Source organism: Pseudomonas sp. L5B5 (assembly GCF_020520285.1).
GTDB lineage: Bacteria > Pseudomonadota > Gammaproteobacteria > Pseudomonadales > Pseudomonadaceae > Aquipseudomonas.
In genome coordinates this window covers 3,075,185-3,094,017 of sequence record NZ_CP084742.1, presented here as the reverse complement: position 1 = coordinate 3,094,017, position 18,833 = coordinate 3,075,185, and the positions used below count along the sequence as shown (strand labels likewise).

The 18,833-nt window shown below is 64.3% G+C and carries 17 protein-coding genes and 1 pseudogene; 8 read left to right on the top strand and 10 right to left on the bottom strand.

Annotated features, from left to right (window positions below):
* The first annotated feature begins 58 nt into the window (after window positions 1–58).
* The 4 genes from hmgA (at window position 59) to LGQ10_RS14185 (ending at window position 4,832) form a co-directional block, all read left to right on the top strand.
* Window positions 59–1,363 carry a homogentisate 1,2-dioxygenase gene (hmgA, locus tag LGQ10_RS14200; protein WP_058435325.1) on the top strand — a complete coding sequence of 435 codons (1,305 nt, stop codon included), beginning with the start codon at window positions 59–61 and terminating at the stop codon, window positions 1,361–1,363.
* Between the two features lie 3 nt (window positions 1,364–1,366).
* Entirely contained in the window at window positions 1,367–2,671 is a 1,305-nt protein-coding gene (gene fahA, locus LGQ10_RS14195; protein WP_226525920.1) for a fumarylacetoacetase, read from the top strand.
* 12 nt (window positions 2,672–2,683) lie between these two features.
* Complete coding sequence (gene maiA / locus LGQ10_RS14190; protein WP_226525919.1) at window positions 2,684–3,322, top strand: maleylacetoacetate isomerase; 639 nt, start codon at window positions 2,684–2,686, stop codon at window positions 3,320–3,322.
* A 139-nt stretch (window positions 3,323–3,461) separates the two neighbouring features.
* A complete protein-coding gene (locus LGQ10_RS14185) occupies window positions 3,462–4,832 on the top strand; it encodes an MFS transporter (RefSeq protein WP_226525918.1) in 1,371 nt (456 codons plus the stop codon).
* A 12-nt stretch (window positions 4,833–4,844) separates the two neighbouring features.
* Here LGQ10_RS14185 and LGQ10_RS14180 read toward each other — a convergent pair whose 3' ends face one another.
* The 3 genes from LGQ10_RS14180 to LGQ10_RS14170 form a co-directional block, all read right to left on the bottom strand.
* Window positions 4,845–5,312, bottom strand: coding sequence for a GNAT family N-acetyltransferase (locus tag LGQ10_RS14180; RefSeq protein WP_058434385.1), 468 nt, complete (start codon window positions 5,310–5,312; stop codon window positions 4,845–4,847).
* 56 nt (window positions 5,313–5,368) lie between these two features.
* A complete protein-coding gene (locus tag LGQ10_RS14175; protein ID WP_226525917.1) occupies window positions 5,369–6,181 on the bottom strand; it encodes a class I SAM-dependent methyltransferase in 813 nt (270 codons plus the stop codon).
* Window positions 6,182–6,251: 70 nt separating this feature from the next.
* A complete protein-coding gene (locus LGQ10_RS14170) occupies window positions 6,252–7,055 on the bottom strand; it encodes a SirB1 family protein (RefSeq protein ID WP_058434387.1) in 804 nt (267 codons plus the stop codon).
* Between the two features lie 181 nt (window positions 7,056–7,236).
* On the opposite strand from LGQ10_RS14170, the gene LGQ10_RS14165 reads away from it, so the two are divergent.
* A complete protein-coding gene (locus LGQ10_RS14165; RefSeq protein ID WP_058434388.1) occupies window positions 7,237–8,256 on the top strand; it encodes a Glu/Leu/Phe/Val dehydrogenase family protein in 1,020 nt (339 codons plus the stop codon).
* Between the two features lie 331 nt (window positions 8,257–8,587).
* On the opposite strand, the pseudogene LGQ10_RS14160 reads toward LGQ10_RS14165, so the two are convergent.
* Window positions 8,588–8,842: pseudogene (locus LGQ10_RS14160) on the bottom strand (YebG family protein); the annotation flags it as partial.
* A gap of 273 nt (window positions 8,843–9,115) precedes the next feature.
* Between LGQ10_RS14160 and LGQ10_RS14155 the strand changes: the two are divergent.
* Window positions 9,116–9,616 carry a phosphate-starvation-inducible protein PsiE gene (locus tag LGQ10_RS14155; RefSeq protein WP_226525916.1) on the top strand — a complete coding sequence of 167 codons (501 nt, stop codon included), beginning with the start codon at window positions 9,116–9,118 and terminating at the stop codon, window positions 9,614–9,616.
* Here the strand turns inward: LGQ10_RS14155 and LGQ10_RS14150 are convergent.
* From LGQ10_RS14150 to LGQ10_RS14140, 3 genes are all read right to left on the bottom strand, one after another.
* Complete coding sequence (locus tag LGQ10_RS14150) at window positions 9,613–9,924, bottom strand: DUF3509 domain-containing protein (RefSeq protein ID WP_058434390.1); 312 nt, start codon at window positions 9,922–9,924, stop codon at window positions 9,613–9,615. The two genes, LGQ10_RS14155 and LGQ10_RS14150, sit on opposite strands and share 4 nt — an antisense overlap.
* A gap of 260 nt (window positions 9,925–10,184) precedes the next feature.
* Complete coding sequence (locus tag LGQ10_RS14145) at window positions 10,185–11,486, bottom strand: serine/threonine transporter (protein ID WP_226525915.1); 1,302 nt, start codon at window positions 11,484–11,486, stop codon at window positions 10,185–10,187.
* Window positions 11,487–11,549: 63 nt separating this feature from the next.
* Window positions 11,550–12,926, bottom strand: coding sequence for an L-serine ammonia-lyase (locus LGQ10_RS14140; RefSeq protein ID WP_226525914.1), 1,377 nt, complete (start codon window positions 12,924–12,926; stop codon window positions 11,550–11,552).
* Window positions 12,927–13,061: 135 nt separating this feature from the next.
* Here LGQ10_RS14140 and LGQ10_RS14135 point away from each other — a divergent pair, with 135 nt between their 5' ends.
* Together LGQ10_RS14135 and LGQ10_RS14130 are read left to right on the top strand one after the other, a co-directional pair.
* Window positions 13,062–14,009 carry a LysR substrate-binding domain-containing protein gene (locus LGQ10_RS14135; protein WP_226525913.1) on the top strand — a complete coding sequence of 316 codons (948 nt, stop codon included), beginning with the start codon at window positions 13,062–13,064 and terminating at the stop codon, window positions 14,007–14,009.
* A 211-nt stretch (window positions 14,010–14,220) separates the two neighbouring features.
* The gene (locus tag LGQ10_RS14130) at window positions 14,221–14,628 is read left to right on the top strand and encodes an HPF/RaiA family ribosome-associated protein (RefSeq protein WP_226525912.1); all 408 of its coding nucleotides are present in this window, start codon (window positions 14,221–14,223) and stop codon (window positions 14,626–14,628) included.
* 62 nt (window positions 14,629–14,690) lie between these two features.
* Here the strand turns inward: LGQ10_RS14130 and fecA are convergent, their stop codons facing one another.
* The 3 genes from fecA to LGQ10_RS14115 form a co-directional block, all read right to left on the bottom strand.
* Entirely contained in the window at window positions 14,691–17,051 is a 2,361-nt protein-coding gene (gene fecA / locus LGQ10_RS14125) for a TonB-dependent Fe(3+) dicitrate receptor FecA (RefSeq protein WP_226525911.1), read from the bottom strand.
* A gap of 237 nt (window positions 17,052–17,288) precedes the next feature.
* Window positions 17,289–18,251 (bottom strand): FecR domain-containing protein, encoded by a 963-nt coding sequence (locus LGQ10_RS14120; RefSeq protein WP_226525910.1) that lies wholly within the window; start codon window positions 18,249–18,251, stop codon window positions 17,289–17,291.
* Window positions 18,252–18,259: 8 nt separating this feature from the next.
* On the bottom strand, window positions 18,260–18,748 hold the full coding sequence (locus LGQ10_RS14115) for a sigma-70 family RNA polymerase sigma factor (RefSeq protein ID WP_226525909.1): 489 nt from the start codon (window positions 18,746–18,748) through the stop codon (window positions 18,260–18,262).
* Between the last annotated feature and the right edge of the window lie 85 nt (window positions 18,749–18,833).

Below are 18,833 nucleotides of genomic sequence, written 5' to 3'. Positions count from 1 at the left end.
CGATAACTCTTGTGAAGGAGTAGTGGGCCCCTGCCTATTCCAACTTCCAGGAGGCTCCATGAACCTCGATTCTTCGGCGTCCGCCCTCAGCTACCAATCAGGCTTCGGTAACGAATTTTCCAGCGAAGCCCTGCCAGGCGCACTGCCCGTCGGCCAGAACTCCCCGCAAAAGGCCCCTTACGGCCTGTATGCCGAACTGTTCTCCGGCACCGCCTTCACCATGACCCGCAGCGAATCCCGGCGTACCTGGATGTACCGCATCCAGCCTTCGGCCAAGCATCCGTCCTTCACCCGTCTCGAGCGCCAGCTGGCGGGCGGCGACCTGGGTGAAGTGACGCCCAACCGCCTGCGCTGGAGCCCGCTGTCGATCCCCGCGGAGCCGACGGACTTCATCGATGGCCTGGTGGCCATGGTGGCCAACTCGCCAGCACAGAAACCGGCCGGCATCAGCGTCTATCACTACCGCGCCAACCGCTCGATGGAGCGGGTGTTCTTCAACGCCGACGGCGAGCTGCTGCTGGTGCCGGAACTGGGCCGCCTGCGCATCGTCACCGAATTGGGCGTGCTGGAGCTCGAACCGCTGGAGATCGCCGTGTTGCCGCGTGGCCTGAAGTTCCGCGTCGAACTGCTGGACCCGCAGGCCCGTGGCTACATCGCCGAAAACCATGGCGCGCCGCTGCGCCTGCCCGACCTGGGGCCGATCGGCAGCAACGGCCTGGCCAATCCCCGGGACTTCCTGGCTCCGGTGGCCCATTACGAAGACCTGCGCCAGCCCACCGCCCTGGTGCAGAAGTACCTGGGCGAGCTCTGGGGCTGTGAGCTCGACCACTCGCCGCTGGACGTGGTGGCCTGGCACGGCAACAACGTGCCGTACAAGTACGACCTGCGCCGTTTCAACACCATCGGCACCGTCAGCTTCGACCATCCGGACCCGTCGATCTTCACCGTCCTGACCTCGCCCACCAGTGTGCCGGGCATGGCCAACCTGGACTTCGTGATCTTCCCGCCGCGCTGGATGGTGGCCGAGAACACCTTCCGTCCACCGTGGTTCCACCGCAACCTGATGAACGAGTTCATGGGCCTGATCCAGGGCGCCTATGACGCCAAGGCCGAGGGCTTCCTGCCTGGTGGTGCTTCGCTGCACAGTTGCATGAGTGCCCACGGCCCGGATGGCGAGACCTGCACCAAGGCGATCAACGTCCAATTGCAGCCGGCCAAGATCGACAACACCATGGCCTTCATGTTCGAGACCAGCCAGGTGCTGCGCCCGAGCCGGTTCGCCCTGGAATGCGCCGAACTGCAGAAAGACTACGATGCTTGCTGGGCTTCGCTGCCCGTCACCTTCAACCCGAATCGGAGATAACCCATGACCTTGTCCACCATCACCCGCAGCTGGGTCGAGTCTGCCAACGGTCACCCCGACTTCCCGTTGCAGAATCTGCCCCTGGGCGTTTTCAGCACCCAGGGCTCGGCACCTCGCAGCGGCGTGGCCATCGGCGAGCAGATCCTGGACCTGGAGGCCGCACTGGATGCCGGCCTGTTCGAAGGCCCGGCCAAGGCCGCGGTGGAGGCTGCCCGTGGTGGCCAGCTCAATGCCTTCTTCCAGCTCGGTCGCCCGGCCCGCGTGGCCCTGCGTGAGCGCCTGCTGGAGTTGCTGGCCGAGGGCAGCAGCCTGCAAGGCAAGATCCAGGCCCTGGGAGCGAAGCTGCTGCCCCTGGCCGCCGATTGCCAGATGCACCTGCCGGCCAGGATCAGCGACTACACCGACTTCTACGTGGGCATCGAGCATGCGCAGAACGTCGGCAAGCTGTTCCGTCCCGACAACCCCCTGATGCCCAACTACAAATATGTGCCGATCGGCTACCACGGCCGTGCGTCCACCATCCGCGCCTCCGGGGCCGATGTGCGCCGGCCCAAGGGCCAGACCCTGCCGGCCGGTCAGAGCGAGCCGACCTTCGGCCCCTGCGCGCGGCTGGACTACGAGCTGGAGCTGGGCATCTGGATCGGCCAGGGCAACGAGCTGGGCGAGCCGATCGCCATTGGCGACGCCGCCGAGCACATTGCCGGTTTCTGCCTGCTCAACGACTGGTCGGCGCGGGATATCCAGGCCTGGGAATACCAGCCGTTGGGCCCGTTCCTGTCCAAGAGCTTCATCACCAGCATCTCGCCCTGGGTGGTGACTGCCGAGGCCCTGGAGCCGTTCCGCCAGGCCCAGCCGGCGCGCCCCGAAGGCGACCCGCAACCACTGCCGTACCTGTTGGACGCGCGCGACCAGGCCAACGGTGGCTTCGACATCGAGCTGGAAGTGCTGCTGCTGACCCAGGCCATGCGCGAGCAGGGCCTGCCGGCACATCGCCTGACCCTGAGCAACAGCCAGTACATGTACTGGACCGTGGCGCAGATGGTGGCGCACCACAGCGTCAACGGCTGCCAGCTGCAGGCCGGCGACCTGTTCGGTTCGGGCACCCTGTCCGGTCCGCAGGGCGGCCAGTTCGGCAGCCTGCTGGAGATCACCGAAGGCGGCAAGAAACTCATCGAGTTGGCGTCCGGCGAGGTGCGCAAGTTCCTCGAGGACGGCGACGAGATCATCCTGCGCGGGCGCTGCAGCCGCGAAGGTTTCGCCTCCATCGGCTTCGGCGAATGCCGGGGTATCGTCCAGCCAGCCCGCTAAGGGGAGTGCACCATGGAGCTCTATACCTACTACCGTTCCACCGCGTCGTACCGGGTGCGCATTGCCCTGGGCCTCAAGGGCCTGGACTACCAGGCCATCCCGGTCAACTTGCTGGTGCCCAAGGGCGGGGCCAACCGCCTGCCGGAATACCTGGAGATCAATCCCCAGGGCAGGGTTCCGGCGCTGCGCACCGATGAAGGCGACCTGCTGATCCAGTCGCTGGCCATCATCGAGTACCTGGAGGAACGTTATCCACAGGTACCCTTGTTGCCAGAGGACCTGGTCGGTCGTGCCCAGGCCAGGGCAGTGGCGGCCATCATCGGTTGCGATGTGCATCCGCTGCACAACTCCAGCACCCAGAACCTGCTGCGTGAATGGGGGCATGAGGAAGCGCAACTGCTGGTGTGGATCGATCACTGGATCAGCCAGGGCCTGGCGGCCCTGGAGCAACTGATCGGCGACCGCGGCTTCTGTTTCGGTGATGAGCCGGGGCTGGCCGATGTGTTCCTGATCCCGCAGCTGTACGCGGCCGAGCGCTTCAAGGTATCGCTGGAGGCCTACCCGCGGATTCTGCGCGTCGCGGCGCTGGCTGCCGCGCATCCGGCCTTCCAGGCGGCGCACCCGGCCAACCAGCCCGACACCCCGGCCTGAGCCTGCACGCTGCCTCGGTATCCGGGGCAGCGTTGCATCCGCGTCACCCGGGCCCCGCAACGGGGCTTGAGCGGTCACCGCCTGTGACCTGCGCAATACCGCTGCCCATAACCATAAAAAACCGAACAGGTACCTTGCGATGCAAAATCAGATTGCCAGCTTTCGTGCTGCGCTCGACGCCCGCCCGGTGTCCCGCTATCAGTGGTTGCTCCTGTTGCTTCTCGCCTTGCTGTTGGTCACCGATGGCTACGACGCCCAGGTCCTGGGTTACGTGGTACCGGCCCTGGCCCAGGACTGGGGGCTGGAGAAGGCCGCCTTCGGCCCGGTGTTCAGTGCCAACCTGCTGGGCCTGACCCTGGGCTCCCTGGTGGTGACGCCCCTGGCGGATCGTTTTGGCGTACGCCGCATCCTGCTCTGCTGTGTGCTGATCTACGCCAGCCTGACGGTGCTGATGGTGTTCGCCAACTCCCTTGAGAGCCTGATGGTGGCGCGCTTCATCTGTGGCATCGGCATGGGGGGAGCCATGCCCAGCGCCATGGCGCTGATGTCCGAATACTCGCCGCCCCGCCTGCGCACCCTGATGGTGACCCTGGCGGCCTGCGGTTTCTCCTTTGGCGGCGCGGCCGGTGGTTTTGTCGCCGCCGGGTTCATCGACCGCTTTGGCTGGGAAGCGGTGTTCCTGGCCGGTGGTATCACACCGCTGCTGCTGTTTCCTTTCCTGCTCTGGCGCCTGCCCGAATCGCTGCCGCGGCTGCTGCGCGATGCGCCGCCCTATGCGCGGCTGCGCAAAGTCACCGCACAGATGCTCCCGGACTGGCAGCCGCCGGCGGCTGCGCTGAATGCTGGCGAACAGCAGGCCGGCAGCAAGCTCACGGTGCTGGAGTTGTTCCGCCAGGGGTATGCACGGCCGACGCTGCTGATCTGGTCGACCTTTTTCGTCAGCCTGATCCTGTTGTATTTCATGATCAGTTGGTTGCCGACCCTGCTGCTGGAAAGCGGCCTGCCCCTGAAGCAGGCCAACCTGGTGACCTCGATGTTCCTGTTTGCCGGCACCCTGGGGGCGATCTGCATGGCCTGGGTCGCCGACCGCCTCAAGCGCAAGGTCCGGTTGCTGTCCACGGTGCTCGCCCTGGCGGCGCTGTGCACCGTGCTGCTGGGGTTGAACCACGACAACCCGCGCTACCTGGTGGTGTTCGTGTTTGCTGCGGGTTTCTGCATCATTGGCGGCCAGCTGACCCTGAACGCCTTCGCCAGCAACTTCTACCCGGCCCAGGTGCGCGCCACCGGTACGGGCTGGGCACTGGGAGTGGGGCGTTTCGGTTCGATCCTGGGGCCGCTGTTCGGCAGCATGCTGCTGGCCATGCATATTCCGGTGCAGCAGATTTTCTTCTTCTGTGCCGTGCCGGCCCTGCTTGCGGCGCTGCTGATCATCCAGGTCCGCGCGCCATCCGAGGCGGCGGGCGGCGGCAAGGACGTGGCTGAGCCGGTGCAGGCGCCGCTGGAGTCCTGAGGCGGACCCGGGTCAGCGTGCCAGGTGCTTGATCATTGGCACGCAGGCCAGGGTCAGGCCCCGGGGCGACTGGTACTGGGCAATGCGCTCGCCGACGAAACCACACTGGCGATAGAAGTCGGCGGCATTCAGGGTCGAGTCCAGGATCAGGTGCGACAGGCCGGCCTGCAGGGCCTGCTGTTCGAGGTAGTCCATCATCTGCCGGCCGATCCCGCGGCCCATGTAGGCTGGGTCGACGAACACCGCATCGACCTGGCCCGACTCGAGGTCGAGCATGCCGCTGGCGGTGACTTGTTCGTCGATCACTGCGACGTGCCCGGTCTTCTCCAGTACTTCGATGAAGTATTCCCCCAGGCTGCCTGCGGTCCAGACCTGCAGGTCGGCGGCCGGATAGTGACCAGTGCATTGGTGGTTGATGGCCTGGTTGCGAATGTCGAAGACCCGTTGTGCGTCGTCGCCATGGGCTTTTCTGATAAGCATGCTGTGTCCGTTCCCTGGTGTGAGCCGCCCATCCTGCCAGAGCCCGAGCGCCGCTGTCACCCGGCCCTGGCCTGGATCAGCAGCAGCCCCCAGCCGGTCGGCAGGGTGCCGTCGGCGCGGTGCAGGTGGCGGGTGGCGTCGTGCAGCTCCTGCTTCATCCGGGCGCGGTTGGCGGGCGTCAGGCGATCCAGGTCGTAGGTGTCCCCGAGGGAGTTCCACAGCTCTTCGAAGGTCGGCGTCCAGGGCAGGTCCAATGCTTCGAAGTCCAGCGCGGTGAAGTGTCGGCTCAACAGGTGTCGCCAGCCATCCTCCGACTGCGCCCGGGGATCCACCAGGGGCAGGAACGCCAGGTGATCGCGCCGAGCAGCGGCGCGGAACACTTGCAGGTAGTGCTGGCCCAGCTCCCCGAGGAGAAACTCCCGGCCCACCACCGCAGACAGTTGGCCGCCCGGGACGAGCACTCGGTGAACCTCTTGCAGCACCTGATCGAGATCGCCCATGAGCATCAGCGCCAGGTGGGAGAGCACCGCGTCGATGCTGGCACTGGCGAGGGAAAGGGACTGTGCCCGTTCTTCAAGCAGTCGCCCACGGCCCGCCAGGCGCACGTGGGCCGCCTGCAGTTCGGTGGCGCTCATGTCGACACCGATCAACTGCGCCGAGGGGTGGTGCCTGGCCAGCAGATCGAGCAGGAAGCCGTCGCCGCAACCCAGGTCCAGTACCCGGGGCTCGGCTCGCGACGGATTGAGCGTGGCTGCCAGCATGTCGTAGGAACAACCGCGTTGGCCCAGGCGCAGTCCGGCGAAGGCCGGTGGCGTGGTACCGGGGCGGCGCTGGTGGAAGTCCTGGAGAAAGCGTTCGGCGCTGTTCATGCTTTTTCATCCTTGCAGCAGACAGGTGGGCGGCGGGCATTGTTGCACTGGCGATGCGGCAGCCGGGGATTCAGTGCACCACGTGGTTGGGCGGCAGGTGCCCCAGGCGCTCGGTCAGGCGCAAGCGCTGGATCGGGTCGTCGCTGAGCAGCAGGGCATGCTCGAGGTCGAAGCGTTCGGCGTTGGGGCATTCCAGGCGCTGGTAGAGGCTGGCGCGGGCCAGGTAGTCGGCGGCGCTGCCGTCGCCCAGTTCCAGTACCCGCTCGGCATCGACCAGGGCGCCGAGGAAGTCGTCGTGGGACAGGTGCAACTGGCGCAAGTTGCGTGACAGGCGCTGGAACATCTGCCTCGGCTCGGCGGCGGCCAGGTGCTCGGCGTTGAGCTTGAGGTGGGCGCCGTACTGGCGTTGCAGCAACTCACGGCAATCATTGGGGTACAGGCGACGCCCGCCGCAGGGGTCGAGCAGGTGGTCGGCGCCGGGCACCCGCAGCAGGAAATGGCCGGGAAAATTCACCCCCACCAGGGGAATGTGCAGCCGCTGCGCCAGTTCCAGGGCTATCAAGGCCAGGGCCAGGGGCTGTCCGCGTCGCCGTTCGAGGACACTGTCCATCAACGCTGCCTGGGGCCGCAGGGGCAGGTACTCGTCCTGCTGGAATCCCAGGTCGTTCATCCGCCGCAACAGGGGTTGGCCCAGTTCGCTGGCAGGTAGCGAGGGCAGGCTGCCGGCTACCTGCTGCTGGACATGCTTGAACTCGTCCAGCAGCAGGCCTGGAACCAGTTGCGGATGGTGTTCGGCCGCGATCCACAGCGCAGCCTCCAGCAAGGCAGGCGGCGAGCGGTGCAGGCAGGCGAAAAAGGCTTGGCGCGGGTTCATGGCAACCTCCGACGAATGCCTCGTTTTAGCCCCGTCATGGCGCTTCGTCCAGTGCTGACACAGTCGCTGGCAGTTATTTCTCCTGGGTTGCAAAGCGCCGGTGCTTATTCCTGCGCGGCGCAGCAATTTTCGGGCGCAAGCCTATACTGGCGACTACAAGAAGTGATTCGGGAGCCCGTCGATGTTCGCTCTCATGCACAGCACCCGCCTTGAATCGCTGCACCTCAGCGTCGACCCTGCGACCGGGTTGAAGGCAGTGATCGCCATCCACAACAACCGCCTGGGGCCCGCCCTGGGCGGTTGCCGTTATCTGCCCTATCCCGACGACGCGAGTGCCGTGGCCGATGCCGCGCGGCTGGCCCAGGGCATGAGCTACAAGGCCGCCCTGGCCGGCCTGCCCCAGGGGGGCGGTACCGCAGTGATCATTCGTGCGGCCCATGTGGAAAATCGCGCCGCGCTGTTCGAGGCCTTCGGTCGCTGCATCGAGCAACTGGACGGACGCTACATCACCGCCATCGACAGCGGCACCTCGGTGGCCGACATGGACTGCATCGCCCAGCAGACTCGTTATGTCACCAGTACCAGCACCTCTGGCGATCCGGCCCCTCATGCGGCCATGGGGGTGTTCGCCGGCATTCGCAGCACCGCCATGGCCCGCCTGGGCAGTGACAATCTGGAGGGCCTGCGGGTGGCGATCCAGGGCCTGGGCAATGTCGGTTATGCCTTGGCCGAACAACTGCACGCCGCTGGCGCCGAGTTGCTGGTCAGCGACATCGATTCCGGCAAGGTCCAGCTGGCCATGGAACAGTTCGGCGCGCACCCGGTGGCCAACGATGCCTTGCTCAGCACGCCTTGCGACATCCTTGCGCCCTGTGGCCTGGGGGCTGTGCTCAACAGCCGGAGCGTGGCGCAGTTGCGCTGTTCGGCGGTGGCCGGTTCTGCCAACAACCAGCTGACCAACCTGCAGGTCGCCGACCAGTTGGAGCGGCGCGGCATTCTTTATGCCCCCGACTACGTGATCAACGCCGGGGGGCTGATCTATGTGTCGCTCAAGCACCACAATGAAGAACTGCCGATGATTACCGCCCACCTGTCGCAGATCAGCCTGCGCCTGACGGAGATCTTCGCCCACGCCCAGGCAGAAAAACGCTCTCCGGCACGGGTGGCCGATGAGCTGGCAGAGCGAGTGCTGTATCGCTAGGCGTCGGCATCCGGCTCGAGGCGGTTGGCGCTGTAGAGGACCGCATCCTGGAGGCCATGGACATCGCCTGTGGGTATTGTCCGGCAGGGTGCAGGGTGCAGGGTGCAGGGTGCAGGGTGCAGGGTGTGGGACGCTATTCCATGAGCGTGGTGAGTACGTAAAGGCGGTCGAGCGCAAGCTTCATCCCCAAGCATGAAAAAAGCCCTGTGCCGTGGGCACAGGGCTCATTCAATTCGGGTTAAGCCTACTTCGCGGCCTTGGCCGCTTTCGCCGGCTTGCTCGGCGCTTCGGCTTCAGCAGGTTGCTCCGCTTCAACAGCCTCCACCGCGGGAGCGGGAGCACTGAGCAACTCGGACAATGCATCCGGTTGGCTCTTGAACGCCTTGGCGAACACATCACGGTTTTTCGCCATGTAGATCCCGGCTTCTTCCACCTGCTGCTCGCTCAGCGACGGCACGGCTTTTTGCAACACTTCGGCCAGCAACTCAGCCAGTTCGAGCATTTTGTCATGACGGTCAGCTTCGGCTTTATCCATGAACAAGCGCTCCAGATCTCGGCTGCTGCGGTATACCACTTCGACGGCCATTCACCACCTCACATGCCTTCACGATAATGGGTCTGTACAAGTACTGTATCTATATACAGGTCGAGAGAATAGGCGAAACCCGTTCCCTTGGATAGTGGCTTTTTAATGTAGACGTTAATTTTTTCTGCGTGGCGGCAATGGCGCTGGAGCGACGTGCCTCCTGGCACCGGCTCGCCATCTCACAGACGGGCCCCTGGCCTTTTTTCTGCATGCAGAACAACCGTCACGTCCCATCCGCATCATCCGGTCGAAAGGACCTAAGGAAGAATCATCGTGAAAATCAATTGGGCCGAAAACCTGCGGCAGAACGTTCACCAACTGGTCGAGTCCCTGGGCAACTTGTTCGTCGAATCGTTCCACTACCTGGCGCTGTTCGCCATTGGCGCGGTGACTGCCTGGGCCGCGGTGATGGAGTTCCTGCAGATGATCGAGGCGGGCCACATCAAGATCGACGACATCCTGCTGCTGTTCATCTACCTGGAGTTGGGGGCGATGGTAGGCATCTACTTCAAGACCAACCACATGCCGGTGCGCTTCCTGATCTACGTGGCGATCACCGCGCTGACCCGGCTGCTGATCTCCAACGTTTCCCATCACAATCCGCCGGACCTGGGGATCATCTACCTGTGCGGCGGCATCCTGCTGCTGGCCTTTGCCATCCTGGTGGTGCGCTATGCGTCGTCGCAGTTTCCCTCGGTGAAGATCGAGCACCCGCAACGCAAGGTCGGCGCGGGTTCCAGCGAGCATCCGGAAGTGGAGAAGGGCGAGATCTAGTGGTGCAAGGCCTGCGTCTCGGTTTCCCGGGGCGTCGGCAGGGGTAGGCGGTCGCCGTTGGTCATGGCCTGGAGGATCGCCACGGCGCTGTGGCCCTGCTCGATGGCGATGCCGAACTGGATGCTCTGTACCAGGCGCTCGATGCGTTGCGGGTCATTGCGCTGGGCTGCACTGATGATGCGCTTGGCCACTACCTGGCCGGCCTGGGAGAGGGTCAGCATCATGCTGCCGTCCAGGCCCTGGATGCTCAGGTTGACCTGGTACTGGGGAGCGAAAGTGTCGCTAATCAGTTGCAATGGGTTGTCCATGATGCGTCACCGCCTGCTGGGATCGTGCAGTCATTGACTGGCCAGGTACGAGATTAGTTCGCAATTGCAGACCACTGGCCGGCCAATGAACCCTGGAATCCTGTAGGAGCGAAGCTTGCTCGCGATGGTCGTGAGTGGCCGCGCGTATTGGCTGGATAGACGCAGCGCTCTCAACTCCATCGCGGGCAAGCCTCGCTCCTACAATCTTCTTAACCGACTGGCATTGACCGCAAGGTCCGCTTTTGCGTTGCCGCTCCGTTTCAGGGCAGGAACGAGAAGATGATCGCCGAGAGGGCAATCAGGCCGATCAGCACCACGAACAGGTTCGACAGCTGGCCCGAGTACTGGCGCAGCGACGGCACACGCTGGATCGCGTACATCGGCATCAGGAACAGCAGGCAGGCGATCACCGGCCCGCCCAGGGTCTCGATCATGCCCAGGATGCTCGGGTTGAAAGTGGCCACGGCCCAGCAACTGAGGACCATGAACAGCGCAGTGACCTTTTCCAGGCGCCCGGACGACAGGGAACGACCGCGACCGCGCAAGCTCTTCACGATCAGCCCCTGGAAGCCTTCGCTGGCGCCGATGTAGTGGCCCAGGAACGACTTGGTGATCGCCACCAGCGCGATCAGTGGCGCGGCGTAGGCAATGACCGGGGTCTGGAAGTGGTTGGCCAGGTACGACAGGACCGAGATGTTCTGCGCCTTGGCCGCGGCCAGGTCCGCTGGCGACAGGGCCAGCACGCAACTGAAGCAGAAGAACATCACCGTCAGCACCATCATGCCGTGGGCCATGGCCAGGATGCCGCTGCTCTTGCGTTCGGCCTGGGCGCCGTAGTGACGTTTCTGGTCCAGGGCAAAGGCCGAGATGATCGGCGAGTGGTTGAACGAGAACACCATCACCGGAATTGCCAGCCACAGGGTCTTGAAGAACAGCGGCAGGGGCATGCCTTCACCCGCCGAGGCGAAGAACGCACCGTTCCAGTTGGGAATCAGGCTCAGGGCCAGCAACAGCAGGGCGGCGACGAAGGGGTAGACCAGCAGGCTCATGGCTCGCACGATCACGCCCTGGCCGCAGCGCACGATGGCCATCAGGCCCAGGATCAGCAGCAACGACAGCAGCGCCCGCGGTGGCGGGGTCATGTGCAACTGGTGCTCCATGAAGCTGCCCAGGGTGTTGGTCAGGGCCACGCTGTACACCAGCAGGATCGGGAAGATTGCGAAGAAGTAGAGCAGGGTGATCAGCTTGCCGGCGCCGACACCGAAGTGTTCCTCCACCACTTCGGTGATGTCCCCGGAGCGTCCGGAGAGAACGAAGCGGGTCAGGCCACGGTGGGCGAAGAAGGTCATCGGGAAGGCCAGCAGTGCCAGTACGATCATCGGCCAGAAGCCGCCTACCCCGGCGTTGATCGGCAGGAACAGGGTGCCGGCGCCGATGGCGGTGCCATACAGGCCGAGCATCCAGGTAGTGTCGTGCTTGCTCCAGCCCCGAGAGGCTGGCGCGGTATCGCTTGCTGCGGTAATGGCAGGGTTCTGGGCAGCAGGTGTCGGTACATCGGTCATCGGTATCGCCTCGTTATTATTCTTGCTCGGGCTCACGTGTCATGGACGGTCAGGGAGTGCTCCTCAGCACTCCACCCAGCTCACTGCCAGGCCGCCCCGTGAAGTCTCTTTGTATTTGTCGTGCATGTCGGCGCCGGTATCGCGCATGGTGCGGATCACCCGGTCCAGGGAAATGAAATGCTGGCCGTCGCCGCGCAAGGCCATCTGGGTCGCGTTGATTGCCTTGACTGCGGCGATCGCATTGCGCTCGATGCAGGGCACCTGCACCAGCCCGCCCACCGGGTCGCAGGTCAGGCCGAGGTTGTGCTCCAGGCCGATCTCGGCAGCGTTGCACAGCTGCTCGGGGGTGGCGCCGAGAATCTCCGCCAGGCCGGCTGCGGCCATGGCGCAGGCCGAGCCGACCTCGCCCTGGCAACCGACTTCGGCGCCGGAGATCGAGGCGTTCTTCTTGCACAGGATGCCCACGGCCGCAGCCCCGAGGAAAAAGTTCAGGATGTCGTCGTCACAGGCCTGAGGGTTGAACTTCATGTAGTAGTGCAACACCGCCGGGATGATCCCTGCCGCGCCATTGGTGGGCGCGGTGACCATGCGTCCGCCAGCGGCATTTTCCTCGTTCACGGCCAGGGCATAGAGGTTGACCCATTCCATGGCCGACAGGGTCGAGGTGATGACATTCGGCTTGCCGATTTCCAGCAGGCTGCGGTGCAGCTTGGCAGCGCGCCGGGGGACGTCGAGGCCGCCGGGCAGGATGCCTTCGTGACGCAGGCCCTGGTCCACGCATTCGCGCATGACCGACCAGATGTGCAGCAGGCCGCTACGAATCTCGGCGTCGCTGCGCCAGGCCCGTTCATTGGCCAGCATCAGTTCTCCGACCCGCAGCTTGTGGGTCTTGCACAGGGCCAGCAGTTCGGCGGCACTGTTGAAGTCGTAAGGCAGTTGGACGCCGGTCGTGGTTTCGGCGCCGGCCTCGACCTGGGCCGCCTCGATGATGAAGCCGCCACCCACCGAATAGTAGGTCTGCTCCAGCAATGTGCCCCGTTCACCGAAGGCGGTCAGGGACATGGCGTTGGGGTGGTAGGGCAGGCTTTCGTCCAGCAGGAGCAGGTCCTGTTGCCAGTCGAAGGCAATGTGGCTGCGCCCGCCGAGCAACAACTGGCCGCTTTCGCGCAGCAACTGGATGCGGGGGTTGATGCTGGTAGGGTCGATGCTGTCTGGCCATTCGCCCATCAGCCCCATGACGCTGGCACGGTCGGTGGCGTGGCCGACGCCGGTGGCGGACAGCGAGCCGTAGAGGCGGATCTGCACCCGCTGCACCTGGTGATGCAGGCCTTGTTCGAACAGCGCCTGGGCGAAGGTCGCGGCGGCGCGCATCGGGCCCACGGTGTGGGAGCTGGAGGGGCCGATACCGACTTTGAAAAGATCAAAAACACTGATAGCCATGCTAAAGCCTTACAAGCAATGGAAGGTAGATCGCTGCCATTTTTTGTAGGACAAGCGCAATGTCGGCGATACTGCCCGTCTCGGTCAGCACTGACCAACGAAACTTTCTAAGAGATCCTTTAGCAGGACTAAACGATGAGTCGACAATTTCATGCCCAGACCTATGTCTGGCTGCATGTGTTTTCCTGTGCGGCACGGCACCTGTCCTTCACCCGTTGCGCTGAAGAACTGCACATCACCCCCGGCGCGGTCAGCCAGCAGATCCGCCAGTTGGAAGAGCGCCTGGGCTTTCGTCTGTTCCACCGCCGGCCCCGAGGTGTGGAACTGAGCGCCGAAGGCCAGCGCCTGGCCCAGACGGTGAGCGAGGCCTACGGCAGCATCGACGCGGAATTGCGGCGCCTGGATGCGGGAATGATCGGGGGGACCTTGCGCTTGCGCTCGATCCCGTCGTTTCTCGGCAAGTGGCTGACCCCGCGCCTGCCACGCCTGCAGCAGCGTTATCCGGAGATCCAGTTGCGACTAGTGGCGGAGGACAGCAGCGTGGCCCTGCATGAGGGCGACTTCGACTTGGCCATCGACCTGAACGATGGCAGCTACCCGGGCCTGCAATCCACCGCCCTGCTGGACGAGCAGATCTTCCCGGTCTGTGCACCGAGCCTGTTGCGCGGTCGTCCACCCTTGCATGGTCCGGCGGACCTGGCGCATTTCCCGCTGTTGCATGACATCACCGCCTGGCGTGGCAGCTACGAATACGCCGAGTGGGAGTTCTACCTCAATGCCATAGGATTCGAAGGCGCCGATGTGCGCCGGGGCCACACCTTCAACCGCAACCACCTGACCATCGAGGCGGCGATCGCCGGCATGGGCGTGGCAATTGCCCGGCGCACCCTGCTCAACGACGAGCTGGAGCGTGGCACCCTGATCGTGCCGTTCGGCCTGGCGGTGCCCAATCACAAGCGCTACGTGCTGCTCTATGCCCCGGGCGCACTGAGCCATCCGGGCGTACGCGCGGTGCATGACTGGCTGGTGGAGGAGGCGGAGATCTTTCGCGGTTTGCACCCTCTGGGAGAGGGGCAATTGTGAGGTGTTCGAGCCCTGTCGAGAGCAGGGCGGACTCCCGACATTAACAGTGCCCCGAGGGTTTGTCCGGCTTTATTTGCGTATGAATATTTATATTTTTCCAGGGGTTGAAATGTTCTTCGTCGTGCCTAATTGTGTAACCAAGAGGTCACGAAATGCTGGTTGAAACCAGGTTCCCGGCCTCTTGCGAGCAAGCTGAAATAAGGGAAGAACTATGCAAATCCAAGTCCATAGCGATAACCATATTCAAAGCAGCCTTCGGATGGAGGAGTGGGTGCGCAGCACCGTTGAAAGCACGCTCGAACGCTACGAGGAGGACCTGACCCGAGTGGTGGTCCACCTGCGGGACGAGAACGGTGGCAAGTCGGGTCCCGATGACCTGCGCTGCCAGCTCGAGGCTCGGCCCAAAGGGCACCAGCCGATCTCCGTGACCCACAAGGCCGACACCCTGGAACAGGCCATCGATGGCGCCACGGTCAAGCTGGAAAGTGCCCTGGAACACATGTTCGGCAAACTGCGAGCCAAGCGTCCGGCGGCAGTGACCGGCGATGACGGCAGCGAGGCGGATGCCCTGCTCGAAGAAGAATTCCTGGAGAACCAGCAGGCTGCCCTCAATAGCTGATAGCTGGATGTTCCCTCAACCCGACGGGCCTGCATTGCAGGCCCGTTTTCTTTTATGGCGCCTCAGAAGGCAACCGAGGTCTGCACATACAAGGTGCGGGGCTCGCCCACGTACTTGCCCTTGTTGTTGTCGTCGAAGGAGCGGGTGAAGTACTGGCGGTTGAAGATGTTCTTCACCCCCACCGCCACGTTCAGGTCCGACAGTTGCGGGCCGAAGTCGTAGCCGGCACGGGTGCTGAACAGCATGTAGCCGGGGATGCGCCCGGTGCTGCCGTCGAGGCTTTCGCGGGAGGTGTTGGCGTTGTCGGCGAACTGGCTGCTCTGATAGCTGCTGTCGACATTGAGCTTCCAGGGGCCTTCGGTGTAGCTGACCCCAAGCGTGCCCTTGTGCTTGGAAGAGAACGGCACGCGATTGCCCTTGTTCGGTCCATCTTCGCGAATGGTGGCATCGACATAGGCGTAGGTGGCGTAGATATCGAACCCCGCCAGCGCCGGGTCCAGGCCATCGAGGGCGTAATTGATGCTGCTCTCGATTCCCTGATGCCGCGTTTGCCCGCGGGCGATCACGGTGTCGTTGGTCTGGTTGCTGTCGTACTGGTTGTCGAAGTTGATCAGGAACGCGCCCAGCTCTGCGCGCAAGGTGCCGTTGTCATAACGAGTGCCGACCTCCCAGGTGCGGGCCTTCTCCGGTTTCACCTCGCCGCTGGCCACTCGGTTGGGCATCTGGCTGTACTGCACGCTGCCGAACGAGCCTTCAGTGTTGGCGTAGAGATTCCAGCTGTCGTCGAGGTGGTACATCACGTTCAGCGCCGGCAACGCAGTGTTGTAGTTGCCCTTGTACTTGACGTTGCTGAGGTTGTTGCTCTGCTGCGACTCGATCATTTCATAGCGGATGCCCGGGGTCAGGGTCCACTTGCCGATATCGATGCGGTCATCGAGGAACAGGGCATGGGCTTGGGTGCCGCCACGGGTGTCGCGATCGTTGCGGCTGTTGCGGGTGGTCAACTGCTGGTTGGCGCTGATGGGCGTGCGGTAGCGCAGTTCGTGCCCGGCCTCGTTGATGTAGCGATAACCGACGCCCACTTCGTGGCTGCTGTCCCCCAGGTCGAAGCCTTGGGCCAGGCGGGTTTCCAGGCCGCGTACCCAGTACTCGCGGGGCGACAGGGACAGGAAGTTGAGCTGGTCCAGGTAACCGCTGCGCAGGGTCTTGGTGAAGAAACTGTTGACGGTGAACTCGCGACAATCCTCCTGGTAGCGATAGCCGAGGTTGAACATCGTCCGCCGCCCCCAGAACTTGTCGTAGGGTCGGGTCGACTGATACGGATCGGCCTTGTAGTCCGCCACGTTGAGGCCGCCGGGCATGTCCGCCTCGCCTTCGTAATACTGGGCCATGGCGTTGAAGCTGTTGGCTTCGTCGAGCTGGTACTTGCCCTTGAGGATCAGGTCGTCGATCCGCGTGTCGCTGTGTTCGCGCCAGTCGCCGCCACGGGTGCCGGAGTACAGCAGGGCGCCACCCAGGCCATTGTCGGCAGTGCCGCCGGCCAGCAGGTTGGCGCTGGTCTTGAAGCCGTCATGGCTGGAGGAGGGGCTGGTCTCGGTCTGGAAGCCGCCCTTGACTGTTGGCGCGTCGGGAATCGCCCGGGTCACGAAGTTGACGATGCCGCCGACGTTCTGCGGTCCATAGCGCACCGCGCCGCCACCGCGCACCACGTCCACGGCGTCCATGTTGCCCATGCTGATGGGGGCGAACGACAGCTGGGGCTGGCCGTAGGGCGCGAACGGCACCGGAATGCCGTCCATCAGCACCGTGGAGCGTGAGGCCAGGCGTGGGTTGAGGCCGCGAATGCCGAAGTTCAGCGCCATGTCATGGCTGCCGGTGCCGTTGTTGTCCGGAGCGTTGACCCCGGGAATCCGGTTGAGCACGTCCCGTGCCTGGGTCGCGCCTTGACGCTCGAACTCTTCACGGCGGATCACATCCCGCGCCCCGGCGTGTTCGAAGACGTCGCCCTGCCGGGCATCGCCCAGCCAGTCGCCGACCACGCTGGAAGCGCCCAGTTGCAAGGTGGCCGGTGTGTTCTCGGGGCTTGCCGGTTGCAGGCTGAAGGCATTGTCGCCTTCGGCTCGCGCTTGTAGGCCGCTGCCCTGCAGGAGAATTTGCAGCGCTTGCTCGGTGCTGTATTGCCCGTCCAGGCCATGGCTCTGGACGCCGCGGGTCAGTTGCGAACCGAAGGAGATCAGCACGCCGGCTTCACGGCCGAACTGGTTCAGCGCGTTTTCCAGCGGCATCGCCGCGATGTGATACGACTTGCTCGTGACCTCGGCGGCCTGGAGTGGGGTCAGGCTGGCCAGGCCCAGGCTGGCCCCCAGCAGCAGGTGACGCAGTGAGCGGGCCAGGGGCGTGAGGCGAGTGGAGTGCTGGGTCATCGAGGGAGATCCTGAAAAGGAAGAATCAAGGTGGCTTTCCTTCCCTGTCACTCGAACCTGGCAAAACGGCTCATGCCTCATCAAAAAAAATGTTCCAGTGGTGTACGGATGGCGTCTGCCTATCACTTCGTGTAGCCGCTGCCGCAGGCTGCGCTCGGTTCGGCACGAGACGCTGGATCTGGCGGCCGCTGCGCGCCCGTGCGCAGCCTCGCCGGGGCTCGACAGCGGCTACAGGGGTCAGGCGCGGGCCTCGACGTTGACCCAATAGCGGGTGAACCGTCGCACCCTGACCGGCAGGCTGACCTGTAGCAGGTCGAGAATCCGTTCGCTGTCGTCCAGGGGATAGCTGCCGGAGATCAGCAGGTCCGCCACTTGCGTGTCGCAGTTCAAGCGGCCACGGCGGTAGCGTCCCAGTTCGTCGAGAAAATCCGCCAGGCGCATGTGCGCCACCACCAGCATGCCCTCGCTCCAGGCCCCGCTGCCGGCATCCAGGGGGCGTGGGGCATCCCAGCCATTGCTGCGAAAATCCAGCTGTTGCCCGGCCTCTACCCTGGGTGGAGCCACGGTGTGGGTGGCGGATTCCACGCTGGCGCTGCCCGAGTACACCGCCAGTTGGCTATGGCCCTTGAACTGCCGCAGGTTCAGGTGTCCGCTGGCGGTGCGCACCTGCCCCTGGGCGCTGTGCACCAGCAGTGGCCGCGGGTCCTTGCCGGCGCTGAGCATGATCTCGCCCTCCAGCAGGCGGATCAGCCGCTGCTGGCTATCGAAGCGCACATCCACGGCGCTGCTGGTATTGAGTTGCAACAGGCTGCCATCGCTCAGTTGCAGCTTGCGTCGCTGGCCCAGCGCGCTGCTGTAGTCCGCCAGCAAGGGCGGCAGCGGGTTGTGCTCGCGCAGGCCCCAGGCGGCCGAGCCAGCGCCAAGCACCAGCAGCAACTTGAGAACCTGGCGTCGACCGCTGGCTGTCGGAGCGTTCAGCGCGGCGTGGGCCAATGGCGACGACAGGCTGCGCAAGCGCTGGTTGACCCGCTGGATATGCGCCCACGCCCGCTGGTGTTCGCCGTGGGCGTCGTGCCATTGCTGCCAGGCCTGCTGCTGGCGTGGACTCAACGGGCCGTCCTGCATCTCGATCAGCCAGTGCACGGCCTGCTCGGCGACCTGATTGCTGAAATCGGGCTGGGCATTGAGGTGCGGATTCATCGGTTGGCTCACAGGGCGAAGTAGCAGCGCATGGCTGCCTTGTTCAGGTGGCGCTTGACGGTGGCGATGGAGATGCCCAGTTCCCGGCCGATTTCGGCGTAGGTCAGGCCGTCCAGCTGGCACAGCAGGAACGCCTGCTTGACCTGGCGCGGCAGGCCGTCGAGCAGGCTGTCCAGTTCCATCAGGGTTTGCAGGATGATCGCCCGTTCCTCTTCCGAAGGTGCGGCGTGTTCGGGCATCTGCGCCAGGGTTTCCAGGTAGGCGCGCTCCAGGTCCTGGCGTCGGTAGTGATTGCTCAGCACCCGTTTGGCGATGGTGGTGAGAAACGCCCTTGGCTCTAGCAGCACCGGGGTTTCCCGTGCGCCCAGGACCCGGATGAAGGTGTCCTGGGCCAGGTCGGCGGCGCTGTCCGGGCAGCCGAGCCGGCGCCGCAACCAGGTGTTCAACCAGCGGTGATGGGCCAGGTAGAGGCCTTCGACGGTAGCGGAATGAGACAAGCCGGACGCTCCTGCACTGACAGGGTGCATAAGGTAACGAGAATTGTTCGCATTGTAGTGGGAGGATCTTCGCTTCGGCAATCGG

Excerpts from the sequence above, each read along its gene's own strand:
- hmgA (WP_058435325.1), top strand. The coding sequence starts at position 59 with ATGAACCTCGATTCTTCGGCGTCCGCCCTCAGCTACCAATCAGGCTTC.
- fahA (WP_226525920.1), top strand. The coding sequence starts at position 1,367 with ATGACCTTGTCCACCATCACCCGCAGCTGGGTCGAGTCTGCCAACGGT.
- maiA (WP_226525919.1), top strand. The coding sequence starts at position 2,684 with ATGGAGCTCTATACCTACTACCGTTCCACCGCGTCGTACCGGGTGCGC.
- LGQ10_RS14185 (WP_226525918.1), top strand. The coding sequence starts at position 3,462 with ATGCAAAATCAGATTGCCAGCTTTCGTGCTGCGCTCGACGCCCGCCCG.
- LGQ10_RS14180 (WP_058434385.1), bottom strand. The coding sequence starts at position 5,312 with ATGCTTATCAGAAAAGCCCATGGCGACGACGCACAACGGGTCTTCGAC.
- LGQ10_RS14175 (WP_226525917.1), bottom strand. The coding sequence starts at position 6,181 with ATGAACAGCGCCGAACGCTTTCTCCAGGACTTCCACCAGCGCCGCCCC.
- LGQ10_RS14170 (WP_058434387.1), bottom strand. The coding sequence starts at position 7,055 with ATGAACCCGCGCCAAGCCTTTTTCGCCTGCCTGCACCGCTCGCCGCCT.
- LGQ10_RS14165 (WP_058434388.1), top strand. The coding sequence starts at position 7,237 with ATGTTCGCTCTCATGCACAGCACCCGCCTTGAATCGCTGCACCTCAGC.
- LGQ10_RS14150 (WP_058434390.1), bottom strand. The coding sequence starts at position 9,924 with ATGGACAACCCATTGCAACTGATTAGCGACACTTTCGCTCCCCAGTAC.
- LGQ10_RS14145 (WP_226525915.1), bottom strand. The coding sequence starts at position 11,486 with ATGACCGATGTACCGACACCTGCTGCCCAGAACCCTGCCATTACCGCA.
- LGQ10_RS14140 (WP_226525914.1), bottom strand. The coding sequence starts at position 12,926 with ATGGCTATCAGTGTTTTTGATCTTTTCAAAGTCGGTATCGGCCCCTCC.
- LGQ10_RS14135 (WP_226525913.1), top strand. The coding sequence starts at position 13,062 with ATGAGTCGACAATTTCATGCCCAGACCTATGTCTGGCTGCATGTGTTT.
- LGQ10_RS14130 (WP_226525912.1), top strand. The coding sequence starts at position 14,221 with ATGCAAATCCAAGTCCATAGCGATAACCATATTCAAAGCAGCCTTCGG.
- fecA (WP_226525911.1), bottom strand. The coding sequence starts at position 17,051 with ATGACCCAGCACTCCACTCGCCTCACGCCCCTGGCCCGCTCACTGCGT.
- LGQ10_RS14120 (WP_226525910.1), bottom strand. The coding sequence starts at position 18,251 with ATGAATCCGCACCTCAATGCCCAGCCCGATTTCAGCAATCAGGTCGCC.